At 58.9% G+C, this 11,637-nt stretch carries 14 protein-coding genes; 5 read left to right on the forward strand and 9 right to left on the reverse strand.

Features of this window, described 5'->3' with window-relative positions; all coding sequences use genetic code 11:
* Nucleotides 1-50: 50 nt before the first annotated feature.
* Nucleotides 51-926 (forward strand): ribokinase, encoded by an 876-nt coding sequence (locus tag SIC14_RS05765; protein WP_412564871.1) that lies wholly within the window; start codon nucleotides 51-53, stop codon nucleotides 924-926.
* A 13-nt stretch (nucleotides 927-939) separates the two neighbouring features.
* On the opposite strand, the gene msrA is transcribed toward SIC14_RS05765, so the two are convergent.
* A complete protein-coding gene (msrA, locus tag SIC14_RS05770; protein ID WP_412564872.1) occupies nucleotides 940-1,599 on the reverse strand; it encodes a peptide-methionine (S)-S-oxide reductase MsrA in 660 nt (219 codons plus the stop codon).
* Between the two features lie 182 nt (nucleotides 1,600-1,781).
* Between msrA and SIC14_RS05775 the strand changes: the two genes are divergently transcribed.
* Nucleotides 1,782-2,693 (forward strand): D-amino acid aminotransferase, encoded by a 912-nt coding sequence (locus SIC14_RS05775; protein ID WP_412564873.1) that lies wholly within the window; start codon nucleotides 1,782-1,784, stop codon nucleotides 2,691-2,693.
* Nucleotides 2,693-3,409, forward strand: a complete 717-nt coding sequence (locus SIC14_RS05780; RefSeq protein ID WP_412564874.1) for an HAD family hydrolase — start codon at nucleotides 2,693-2,695, stop codon at nucleotides 3,407-3,409. The genes SIC14_RS05775 and SIC14_RS05780 overlap by 1 nt, the downstream gene beginning before the upstream one ends.
* 21 nt (nucleotides 3,410-3,430) lie before the next feature.
* Here the strand turns inward: SIC14_RS05780 and SIC14_RS05785 are convergent, their stop codons facing one another.
* From SIC14_RS05785 to SIC14_RS05810, 6 genes are all read right to left on the reverse strand, one after another.
* Nucleotides 3,431-3,892: a GNAT family N-acetyltransferase gene (locus tag SIC14_RS05785; protein WP_412564875.1), complete on the reverse strand. Its 462-nt coding sequence runs from the start codon at nucleotides 3,890-3,892 to the stop codon at nucleotides 3,431-3,433.
* Between the two features lie 64 nt (nucleotides 3,893-3,956).
* Nucleotides 3,957-4,238: an SCP2 sterol-binding domain-containing protein gene (locus SIC14_RS05790; RefSeq protein WP_412564876.1), complete on the reverse strand. Its 282-nt coding sequence runs from the start codon at nucleotides 4,236-4,238 to the stop codon at nucleotides 3,957-3,959.
* Between the two features lie 92 nt (nucleotides 4,239-4,330).
* The gene (locus tag SIC14_RS05795; protein ID WP_412564877.1) at nucleotides 4,331-4,642 is read right to left on the reverse strand and encodes a hypothetical protein; all 312 of its coding nucleotides are present in this window, start codon (nucleotides 4,640-4,642) and stop codon (nucleotides 4,331-4,333) included.
* A gap of 143 nt (nucleotides 4,643-4,785) precedes the next feature.
* A complete protein-coding gene (locus SIC14_RS05800; protein WP_412564878.1) occupies nucleotides 4,786-5,811 on the reverse strand; it encodes a M48 family metallopeptidase in 1,026 nt (341 codons plus the stop codon).
* Nucleotides 5,812-6,846, reverse strand: a complete 1,035-nt coding sequence (locus SIC14_RS05805; RefSeq protein ID WP_412564879.1) for a YjgN family protein — start codon at nucleotides 6,844-6,846, stop codon at nucleotides 5,812-5,814.
* Between the two features lie 161 nt (nucleotides 6,847-7,007).
* Nucleotides 7,008-8,234, reverse strand: coding sequence for an argininosuccinate synthase (locus SIC14_RS05810; RefSeq protein ID WP_412564880.1), 1,227 nt, complete (start codon nucleotides 8,232-8,234; stop codon nucleotides 7,008-7,010).
* A 154-nt stretch (nucleotides 8,235-8,388) separates the two neighbouring features.
* Here SIC14_RS05810 and SIC14_RS05815 point away from each other — a divergent pair, with 154 nt between their 5' ends.
* Together SIC14_RS05815 and ilvA are read left to right on the forward strand one after the other, a co-directional pair.
* On the forward strand, nucleotides 8,389-9,168 hold the full coding sequence (locus SIC14_RS05815; protein WP_412564881.1) for a hypothetical protein: 780 nt from the start codon (nucleotides 8,389-8,391) through the stop codon (nucleotides 9,166-9,168).
* 69 nt (nucleotides 9,169-9,237) lie between these two features.
* Nucleotides 9,238-10,485 (forward strand): threonine ammonia-lyase IlvA, encoded by a 1,248-nt coding sequence (ilvA, locus tag SIC14_RS05820; RefSeq protein ID WP_412564882.1) that lies wholly within the window; start codon nucleotides 9,238-9,240, stop codon nucleotides 10,483-10,485.
* A 27-nt stretch (nucleotides 10,486-10,512) separates the two neighbouring features.
* Here the strand turns inward: ilvA and SIC14_RS05825 are convergent, their stop codons facing one another.
* Together SIC14_RS05825 and SIC14_RS05830 are read right to left on the reverse strand one after the other, a co-directional pair.
* The gene (locus SIC14_RS05825) at nucleotides 10,513-10,836 is read right to left on the reverse strand and encodes a hypothetical protein (RefSeq protein ID WP_412564883.1); all 324 of its coding nucleotides are present in this window, start codon (nucleotides 10,834-10,836) and stop codon (nucleotides 10,513-10,515) included.
* 223 nt (nucleotides 10,837-11,059) lie between these two features.
* On the reverse strand, nucleotides 11,060-11,494 hold the full coding sequence (locus tag SIC14_RS05830) for an NUDIX hydrolase (protein ID WP_412564884.1): 435 nt from the start codon (nucleotides 11,492-11,494) through the stop codon (nucleotides 11,060-11,062).
* Between the last annotated feature and the right edge of the window lie 143 nt (nucleotides 11,495-11,637).

Below are 11,637 nucleotides of genomic sequence, written 5' to 3' on the forward strand. Positions count from 1 at the left end.
TCCCCACCAAACTCCCGTCAATCTATCGCTTCACTTGACGGGGGCGCGACATGGCGATTTGGAATCTGGGTTCGATCAATGCGGATCACTTCTACCGGCTGGGGCATATTCCAGCGCCGGGGGAAACCATTCTGAGCCATGCGCTGGACACCGGTCTGGGCGGCAAAGGCGCCAATATGTCGGTGGCCGCGGCCCGTGCGGGGGCGCGGGTGGCCCATATCGGCGCAGTCGGTCCAGAGGGCCAATGGGCCATCGAACGGCTGACCGAATATGGCGTCGACACCCGCACCATTGCCACCCTCGACGACCCCACCGGACATGCGATCATCATGCTGGATGAGGCTGGAGAAAACGCCATCATCGTGCATCCCGGCGCCAATGCGCGGATCGCCGAGGACCAGATCGGCCTGACCCTGTCAGAGGCGGCGAGCGGCGACATTCTGGTGATGCAGAATGAAACCAATGCGCAGGCCTTTGCTGCCGAAACAGGCGCGAAGCTGGGGCTGAAGGTGGCCTATGCCGCCGCGCCTTTTGACGCCGATGCGGTGCGGGCGGTGCTGCCCCATATCGACATTCTGGTGCTCAATGAGATTGAAATGCAGCAACTGCACGCGGCCACGGGACTGGTGCCCTCGGCGGAAATGGATGTTGCCACGATTGTGGTGACCAAGGGGGAAAAGGGCTGCACACTATTTGAGCAGGCCAGCCAATGGCAGCCGCAGGATTTCGCTGCACCCAAGGTCGATCCCGTCGACAGTACGGGCGCAGGGGACACCTTCACCGGCTATTTTCTGGCCGCATTAGACCGTGGTGCCAGCAACGGCGAAGCGGTGGAATTGGCTATCCAGGCTTCTGCATTGATGGTGACCCGCCACGGCACCGCGGATGTGATCCCGGATCTGAAAGAGGTGCTGGACTGGTCGTAAGACCTGCAGCCTCTTAGTTGATGAAAGGCGCGTCCATCCCCCAAAGCGCCTTCACCCGCTGATCGCGGCCACAGGCGTTGCGATATTTCTTGTAGGCTTTGGACTGTTTCACCGGGCCAAAGCGCGTCAGCACAATCTTGGAGCCTTTGTAGTAATCCTGATGATAGGCCTCGGCCTCATAGAAGGTTTTTGCGTCCAGAATGGGGGTCACAATTTGCTGGCCCAACTCCTGCTGTGCGGCTGACTTGGCGGCGCTGGCAGCGGATTTTTCCGCCGGACTAGAGACGAAAATGGCGGTGCGGTAGCTTTCGCCACGGTCACAGAACTGGCCCCCCGCATCGGTGGGGTCCACCGAACGGAAGAAGAGGTGCAGCAACTCTTCGCGGCTGACCTTGGCAGAGTCATAGCTGACCTTCACCGCCTCATAATGGCCGGTGCCGCCTTTGCCGATTTTCTTGTAAGTCGGGTTCTCTGTGGTGCCGCCGGTATAGCCCGATACCGCCTCGATCACACCTGGCACGCTTTCGAAATCGCTTTCGACACACCAGAAACATCCCCCTGCCACGATCAGCTCTTCGGTGCCCCCGGCGCGGGCGGTGTTGCATTGTGCAATCACACCAATGCCGATGAACAGGGCCAGCATTCCGGCCTTAAACTCTTGCGCTTTCAACATGGGGCACCTCCGACGGCTGACAGGTCAATTTGGGGCACCCTGCCGGATCGGATTGCACGGCGATAGGGGGGCTCACAAAGGCTTGAGCGGGTGTGAAGCCAGCGCATCGGCATAGTGGATCCAAAATCCACTTTCCCCCACCCGCGCCGCAGATTAGCCTGCCGGACGGAAGAGGAGCCCCCATGCAAGAAGACCACGTCAGCACCCATCAGGCCGAAGAAGACGCCCGCAACGAAGAGATCCTGATCTACCTCAACGGCAAGATCGTGCCCAAGGCCGCGGCGATGGTGTCGGTCTATGACAGCGGCTTCATGCTGGGGGATGGGATTTGGGAGGGGCTGCGGCTCTACAACAACACATGGGCCTTTCTGGACGCTCACATGGACCGTTTGTTTGAGGCCTCGCTGGCGGTGGATCTGGACATAGGCATGACCCGGGATCAGGTGATTTCGGCCTTGTTAGAGACACAAAAGGCCAACGGCATGACCCATGACGCCCATGCCCGGCTGATGATCACACGCGGGCTGAAGGTACGCCCGTTCCAGCACCCCAGCCTGTCGCAGACCGGGCCAACGGTTGCGATCATCATGGAGCATTCCAAACCCTCGATCCCGCGGCCCATTCGGCTGGCGACAGTGCCACATCAGCGCGGGTTGCCGATGACGCAGGATCCCAAGCTGAACTCACATTCCAAGCTGAACTGCATTCTGGCCTGTATCGCCGCCGAAAAGGCCGGCGCAGATGAGGCACTGATGCTGGACGTGCATGGCTTTGTGAACACCACCAACGCCTGCAACTTCTTCATCGTGCGCAAAGGCGAGGTTTGGACCTCCACCGGGGACTATTGCATGAACGGCATCACCCGCCAGAAGGTGATCGACCTGTGCCGCGCCAACGGCATCCCGGTGCATGAGCGGAACTATTCGCTGGTTGATACCTATGGCGCGGATGAGGCGTTTCTGACCGGCACCTTCGGGGCGCAGACCCCTGTGGGGGACATTGACGGACGCCAGATCGGTGACGGGCAGATGGGCCCGATGACCCAGCGGATCCGGGCGCTTTACAAGGATCTGATCGAACGGGAATGCGCCTGATGCGGATCGCCATGTGGTCTGGGCCGCGTAACCTGTCGACGGCGATGATGTACAGTTTCGGCGCACGGGCAGATTGCGCTGTGGTGGATGAACCGTTCTATGCGGCCTATCTCAAGATGACAGGGATTGAGCACCCGATGGGGGATCAAGTGATGGCGTCGCAACCGCAGGATCCTGCGGAGGTTGCGCGGTCACTCTTAGAGCCTATTTCGGCCGGAAAGCTGCATTTCTACCAAAAACATATGTGCCAACATATGATCCCTGGCGTGCCGCGGGGCTGGATGCGGGAGGTCACCAACGTCTTCCTGATCCGCCACCCTGCAAGGGTGATTGCCAGCTTTGGCGCGAAGTATGAAAACCCGACGCTGGCTGACATGGGCTTTACCCAGCAGACCGAACTGTTTGAGGAAGTCTGCCAGTTTGGTACGCCGCCGGTTGTGGTGGACAGTGACGATATCCGCCGTGATCCGGCGGGTATGTTGCAAAGGCTCTGCGCCGCCATTGACCTGCCCTGGGACGACGGCATGCTTGGCTGGCCCACAGGCGGACATCCCGCTGATGGCGTCTGGGCGGCACATTGGTACGGGGCGGTGCATCGTTCCACCACCTTTGCGGCGCCGGATCCCAACGTGCCGGAACTGACCGGCGCTGCCGCTGATCTGCTGGCCGAGGCGCTGCCACATTATCAAAGATTGGCGGAAATCAGGCTGGGTTAGAGACGGCTTTGTTGGCAGTGCTCAATCGACATTGGCCAGAATATGCAGCTCGTTGTCGATGATCTTGCCGGTCTGGTGAAACCCAAGGTGTTCATAGAACGCCATGTTGGAGTTTTCCGAATCCACCACAGTTGCCGCCAGCCTTGGCAAGCCCCAGGCGTGGGCCTGCGCCTTCGCCGCCTCAATCGCGGCCATCCCGTAGCCTTTGCCCTGTTCCTCAGCCGCGATCATCAGCCGCCAGATAAAGGCGGCATCGGGATCATCCTCGGGCTCCAACCCAGGGCTTTCATGTGGGTGGATCAGCGCCATCAGGCCGACGGGCCGTTCCTCGACCCAAAGCCCCCAGACATAGCTGCCCGGTTCATAGGCGGCCTGGGCCAGGGTGATGGCGTTGGAGGCAACCAGGTTCTGTTGCCATTCCTTTACCTTCAGCCGGATAAGCGCGTTCACCGTGTCGCGCGTGATCTCGCGGAGTGCTAGCATGGGACCAGCGTAGAGGCGCGGGGTCCCCTGTGGCAAGAGGCGTCTTTGTAGGCCGCTTGTGCCCTTACAGCAGCTCTTTCAGCTTCAACGCTATGGCCGGATTGCCTGAAACCTTCAGCTTGCCCATCATCACGGCGGTCATTGGGTTGAGGTTGCCAGTCACCAGTTTGGCCAGATTGTCGAGCGACAGTTTCAATGTGCAATCGGTGTCGCGATCCTCAAGGCTGACGTGGCCGTCGGCGATGGCCACCACACCTGCGTCACCGCAGTCAAATTTCAGGCTTTCGGCAAAACCACTGTGGGTCACACCCTTCTGCACCAGTGCAGCAATCTCGCTCAAGGTCATCGCATCCTCCCGTATCTTCGACCCCTCCGTGCTAGGCGGGGGCAGGAATTGGGGCAATGTTAACGCTTGGTCAGAGCGCCGGTGACCAAAGGTCAGGCAGGTTGCCGCTGGCCCGCACGTTGGCGCCGCAGCCCTTCAAACATGCGCCGCCGGCGTTCCGGCGTTGCCAGGATGGCAAGGCGTGGGTCGGTGCTGGCAAAGTGCCATCCCTGCGGCAGACAGACCTGATAGGTTGCGCCATCCCCCATCGGTTCAAAGAACAGTTTCCGCATGTCGGCCCAGCTGAGGATTTCGTCCTCAGCAATATCAGTCAGGAAGGCCGAGCCTTCGCAGATCCGCAGTTCGGACGGGCGTTCGCACTGGCCAGGGGCTGAGGCCTGGCCCAAATAGGTTTCAAATTTCATGTTTTCCCCAACACAAATCAAACCAATACCATCACTCAAATACCGCCAGTTTGACGATGAAATGTGACAAAGCAAACGAAACCAATGGGCGAGTCTGGAATACCTTACCCAATTGATCGGTTTGTCAGAGCTGGCTGCTGAAATCAGCGGCTTTGGTTGTAGGTCTCGATGTTTTTGATCCGGTCTTTGCTAAGCGGATGGGACGAGGTCCAGCTCGCCCCGTCGTATTTGGCGACGTCGGCAAAGAAACGTGTCAGACCGGCGCTGTCGTAGCCGGTTTGGTCCAGCAGTTTGAGCGCGTAGCTGTCGGCAGCCAATTCATGGCGGCGCGAAAAGGCGAGGTTTAGGAGGGTCTGGCCTTCAAGGGTGAGGTTGTCGAGGATCGGCCCGACATCGCCTGCAATCATTGCCACAAGGACATAGAGCGACAATGATTGGTAAAGTCGGCGCAGCCCGTGCTGCTCTGCAACATGGCCCAGCTCATGGGCCATAACCCCGGCAATCAGGGCGGTGTCCTCGGGATAGGCGGCGACCAGCGCATCGGTCAGCACCACCGTGCCCCCGGGAAGCGCAAAGGCATTTGGCCCCATGCCCGGCAAATCGCGGAACTGCAGATTGACCGTTTCAGGGTCCAACCCGCTGGCCTTCACCAGGGTGGCAAAGATCCGGTGTTGCGTCGCCTGTTGCGCCTCTGACAGCTGGCTGGGCTCTGCCATGGCAAAATCCATGGATTGCAGGGTGCCTCGGTCGATCTGCTGTTTCAGCGTTGCTGGGGTCATCCAGACCGCAAGTGCCACCAGAACCGGGATCGCGCATTTCCACACCGCCACCGCGGCCAGCACCGCAGCCAAAGCGACGGCAAAAAGACGTGGGTGAAACTGTTCGAAATGGCGCAGCAAACGGCTGCGCAGTTGCTCATCCAACAAGGCCGAGGCCCCCGGCGCCTGTGTCTGAAACAGCCAGCCTTCGGCCAGGTGAACGTTGCGCGGGCTGTTGCCCACTGGCGGATCCAAACGGACCTCACTGCGTTGGCACCGCAGCAGTACGGTTTCCGCCGTGGCATCAATCAGAAAAACCTGCCCCCCATTGAGGTGCAGGTTGGCGCGGTGAGGCGCCGAAGAGCTAGGCGCAAAGGCCTGGCCCTCCAGGATGGCCGAGGGAGGGGCCATTTACATTGCAAGACCCAGTTCAACACCTTCGATGTCGCCCAGGGCGTCACCGATCGCATTGGTGGGATCCTGAATTTCACCGGTGAACTCTTCCAGCGAGCCGTTGATCAGGAAGGTCGAGTTTGCCGCCAGATAACGCTGCGCCCGGATTTGCGCCCAGGGCAGCATCAAGCCAAGGGTCGAGGCCACAACAAGAGCGTTGCTGACGGCCAGCCACAGCATTGCACCGGGGGTCACGGTGGAACGGAAACCGTGGTGGTTGGCCCCCAGCGTGGTGTTGGCATAGACATGGTTGCGGATCATGGACTGATAAAGCACCACCGCAAACGCCCCCAGCAGCAATGCGGCAACATAGATCACAGCAATCATCACCTGCAGCGTGCCAAGATCCCCTACAGTTGCCGCCTGTGTGATCATCTGGAACACAAGGATGCCCAGCAGGCCACCGATTGCCGCAAAGAAGAGCACGGCCAGCAGGTAGGCCTTGTAGAAGGGGCCAATGTCACTTTCGAAGTGGAAGGCGGTTTTGCCCAGACGGTGGCCGTTGATGCCAAACCGCTGCACGGCGCGCGCCAGGAAAGGGAAGGTGGTGTAGGCCGTCAGCGCCACCACAATGGGCAGGCCAAGCATGACCTTATAGGCCTCACCGGTTTGGCCTTCGAAGTTGAACCGGACATTGGCCCAGCTGCTGTTGCGCGCATTGAACACCATGCCGTTTTTGACCAGCACCGGGATGAAGATCAGATAGGCCAGCAGCATCAGAACGGCCAGCGGCGGGGCAACGGCGCTCAGCAGCGCATAGACAAAGATCGCGGCAATCACGACCAGACGGCCTTTGAGGATCTGCTTGCCCGTGGCGTGGTAGTCAAAATTGCGGCCGGCGACCCAGGTGTTCTGGTAGAAGTACTTCTTGGTCCGCACCTTGGCCCAGGCCGAGTAGATCCCAAGCGTCACAATCGAAAGCAGAATGTTGACGATCCAGATGCCAAACCATTCCCGCGCGTTTCCACGGAATTCAAACTGTTGTTGTTCCAATGTCCCTGTCCCGAATTGATTAAAGAATGGGCAGGTTCATAGGGGGTTCCGGGGCAAATGTAAGGGGCTGTTTGGCGAAAGTAAGGAATACCTTACTATCTGATGCCAAACGAAAAAGCCGCCCCGAAGGGCGGCTTGAACGTGTTGGGATAGCTTGTCGCTTAGTCTTTCAGGCGACGCTCACGGGCGGCCAGCAGCTTCAGACGCAGAGCATTCAGCTGAATGAAGCCTGCGGCATCTTCCTGGTTGTAGGCGCCTGCATCTTCTTCGAAGGTCACATGGGCCTCGGAGTAGAGGGAATGATCGCTGTCGCGCGCCACGGTAAAGACCGAGCCTTTGTAAAGCTTCAGGGTCACGGTGCCGGTGACATGCTCTTGCGATTTGTCGATCAGCGCCTGCAGCATTTCGCGTTCAGGCGAGTACCAGAAGCCGTTGTAGATCAGCTCCGCATAGCGCGGCATGATCGAATCCTTCAGGTGGCCAGCACCGGAATCCAGCGTGATCTGTTCGATGCCACGGTGTGCCTGCAGCAGGATGGTGCCGCCCGGGGTCTCATAGACACCACGCGATTTCATGCCAACAAAGCGGTTCTCAACAAAGTCGAGACGGCCAATGCCGTGCTTGCGGCCATAGTCGTTCAGCGCAGTCAGGATGGTGGCGGGGCTCATCGCCTCACCATTGATGCTGACAGCGTCGCCTTTTTCAAAACCGATGGTGATGATTTCAGGCGTGTCAGGCGCATCTTCCGGCGCAACGGTGCGCTGGTAGACGTAATCGGGGGCCGCTTCGGCCGGATCTTCCAGCACTTTGCCCTCAGACGAGGTGTGCAGCAGGTTGGCGTCGACGCTGAACGGCGCCTCACCACGTTTGTCCTTGGCGATCGGAATCTGGTTCGCTTCGGCAAACTCCAGCAGTTTGGTCCGGCTCGACAGGTCCCATTCACGCCAGGGCGCGATCACGGTGATGTCGGGGTTCAGCGCATAGGCGGCCAGTTCGAAACGCACCTGGTCGTTGCCCTTGCCGGTGGCCCCGTGGGACACGGCATCGGCACCGGTTTCAGCGGCGATTTCCACCAGACGTTTCGAAATCAGCGGACGTGCGATCGAGGTGCCCAGCAGGTATTCACCCTCATAGAGCGCATTGGCGCGGAACATCGGGAAGACGAAGTCGCGCACGAACTCTTCGCGGACATCTTCGATGAAGATGTTTTCCGGCTTGATGCCCAGCATTTCGGCTTTCTTGCGGGCAGGCTCCAGCTCTTCCCCCTGACCGAGGTCAGCAGTGAAGGTGACAACTTCGCAACCGTATTCGGTTTGCAGCCATTTCAGGATGATCGAGGTATCGAGGCCACCGGAGTAGGCCAGGACAACTTTCTTGGGCGCGGACATGACGACCTCTGACACGTTGGAATCTGTTCAATCGCAAGCGCGATAACGGGTTTTGGACCCAAGGGCAAGGTGGCGCAGGCTCTGGCGGGGTGCAGACGGGTTGTTGTGACGAAAAGGTTGTGATTATGTCCGCCCAAACGACTTTGAGGTTAAGATGCTCGGGCTTAAGCTATTTATTCACGCGGTGCGGATGGTGATCAACAACTTGGGTGCGATGTTGCAGATCTTCGCCCTGCCGCTGCTCGTGGTTCTGGCAGTCTTGATGGCGTTTAGTGCGTATATCGGGCTGGGCCCGTTTTTCGTCTTTAGTGGTCAGAGTGTGCGGTTCAACAATATGTCTGGAGGATTTATGGTGGTCTTCTTCGGAACAATCCTTGTGATCTGGGTCGCACTCATGAACGGGGTGGTGCATTGGCACCGGTTTATCCTGTTAAGTGAAACCCCGCGTGCATTAATGTTGCGGCTGTCTTGGCGTCAGGCGGCTAAATACATCATCGGTGGGATCTTGATTGTTTTGCTTCTCATCCTTCCGTTCTGGCTGATCAGCATGGTGGTCGGGCGCATTGCGTTCAGCTTTGCGGCGCAAGGAGACTTGTTAGTTGCAAGGGGAATCATGGTGGTTGTGAACCTTGTTTTCATGATCTTTTTTCTGATGCTGAGCCCAATCCTGCCGGCTGCGGCAATTGATCAGAAATTTAAACTGGGTGACGCGTTGGTGGCGATGTCGGGAACGCTGGGAACGTTGTTGATCTGCGCCGTGAGCTTGTCAGTGACCCAATGGGTCGCAGCGTTGGCGACTCAAACGTTGGCGTCTTGGTCAGTGCAGCTGGCCGTCATTGGTAGCATCCTCGTTGGAGGGCTGACAGGCATGATCGGCGTCAGTCTGATTACCACCCTCTACGGTCACTTCGTTGAAAAACGCCCGCTCGCTTAAACCGGTATACTTCGGCACACCTGTCCCAAAGCGCTTGCCTTTGGGGCAGGGCTGTTTCAAGACAGGCGCATGAGCGATTTTCTGAAAAAGGCCCGCGTGGCCGAGCAGCAGATGCGGGCCCTGTTCCCGGCGACGCCACTCCAGCGTAACGATCATCTGTCGTCGATTTACGGCGCGGATATCTGGTTGAAACGAGAAGACCTGAGCCCCGTGCGCAGCTACAAGATCCGTGGCGCGTTGAACGCGATGGGCAAGGCCTTGGCGCGCGATCCCGCGCTTGAGGTGTTTGTCTGTGCGTCAGCCGGCAATCACGCGCAGGGGGTGGCCTATGTCAGCCGTCACTTCGGGGTGAAAGGTGTGATCTTCATGCCGGTGACAACGCCGCAGCAGAAGATCGACAAGACCCGTGTGTTCGGCGGCGAAAACGTCGAAATCCGCCTTGTTGGGGACTATTTCGACGCCTGTCTGGAGGCCGCACAGGCCTATTGCGCAGAGGCGGGGGGATACTTCCTGTCGCCGTTTGATGATCTGGATGTGATCGAAGGCCAGGCCAGTGTTGCGGCAGAGATGACCGCGCAGCTGGGGCGGGTGCCGGATATGGTTGTGCTGCCCGTGGGCGGCGGCGGCTTGTCCGCTGGCGTGCGCAAATACCTGGATGAGGTGGCACCTGACACCGATCTGCGCTTTGTGGAACCCACTGGCGGGCAGAGCCTGCGGGCCGCGCTAGCAGAGGGGCATCCGGTGAAGCTCAACCAGATCGACAGCTTTGTGGATGGCGCTGCGGTGGCGCAGATCGGCAAACATCCCTTTGCGGTGCTGAAAGACACTGCGCCGGAGAAGATGCTGGATGCGCCCGAGGATCGGATTTGCACCACCATTGTGGAAATGCTGAACGTCGAGGGCATTGTTCTGGAACCGGCTGGGGCCCTGTCGGTGGATGCACTGAAGGACCTGAAGGACGAGGTGAAGGGCAAGACGGTGGTCTGCGTTACCTCTGGCGGCAATTTCGATTTCGAGCGCCTGCCCGAGGTCAAAGAACGGGCGCAGCGCTATATGGGGGTGAAGAAATACTTCATCCTACGGCTGCCGCAGCGTCCCGGTGCTCTGAAGGATTTCCTCAATATTCTGGGGCCGGACGATAACATCGCACGGTTTGAGTATATGAAGAAAAACGCCCGCAACTTCGGGTCAGTGCTGATCGGGATCGAGACCACAACAGCCGACAATTTCGAGGCGTTGTATGAACGCCTCGACGCCAGTGACTTTGTCTATTCCGACATCACCGAGGATGAAAGCATCGCGGAATTTGTGATCTGATCACCTATGTCAGAGGCTATGGGGCGGTCAGGCCGCCACATAGACCTCTCTTTCGACGTCAAACAGGGACACGGAGCGGTCAAAGGCCGTTTCCAGCGCACCAAGGTCCAGCTCTTCGTGATCTGCAGGGATCAGCGACAAGGCTTCGCCTGCTTCGGCAATGGCAGTAAAGCCAATCTCCGCTGCAAGGGTCGAGATCACGGCCAGTTGGCCCGATCGTTCCTTCAGCGGCAGGGTGTTGAGCCGAGACAGGCTCGCTTGCAGCGAATTCAGCCCCTCTTCGATCAGATTGCCAGCGCTTGTTGCGCCCATTTTGCTGTGCAGTTCCTGAATGCGCACCCAGTCAATCATCGTCGCCTCCATTCCTCGTGACCTGAAACGTGGTCTCATAAAAACATGTTGCTTATCGGTATTCGGAATAGTCCCGCCCAATTGCGTGGCAGGCCCTGACAAAACGGGCGGCTGCGCAGATCAGACGACGAGTCCTCAACGGCAGGGTGGCAGTGAAATGTTAATGCGATCTTAACGCTGGTTCACAGATTGCTGACAATTTGGGGTGATGGGGGCGGGCCGTTTACAGCAGCTTACCCAGAAAATGCCGGTCGCCCGGATTGCCCAGTTGGGTCACAGCTTCGCGGATGGGCATCCAATGGGCTGTGTGCCCGGCCTCTCGCGGCGGTTCGTGCCGACGCACGGGATGGGCCAGATAGATGGTGCAGATCTTTTCCGCCCAGAGGTCATATTCCGGCATGAAGGTAAACCGACGGAACGCGCCCAGCCGGCGCGGATAAGCAATCGACCAGCCGGTTTCTTCAAACACCTCGCGGTGCAGCGCTGTCAGAGGGGATTCGCCGGGATCAATGCCGCCACCGGGCAGCTGAAACTCGGGCGTGGGCTCTTCTTGGTGGGTCAGCAACACCTCATCGCCAAAGGGCAGGATCACATAGGCGCCGGGGCGCATTTTGTAAAGTTTATCGGGCCTTGGGGCCGAACCGAACCGTCTGATCACTCTACTCTTCCTCTGCCTTCTATGCCATTGGGGCACGGACCTCTTGGTCTCTGACTTGTCCTGCCTATATTGAGCCTGTATGCCAAGCCCCTGAATAAGAAGCGCTCGACGCTAAGCCAATTTATGCCAATCCGAGGCGCATA

The sequence above is a fragment of the Thalassobius sp. MITS945101 genome, from assembly GCF_047123305.1.
Classification (GTDB): domain Bacteria; phylum Pseudomonadota; class Alphaproteobacteria; order Rhodobacterales; family Rhodobacteraceae; genus Thalassobius.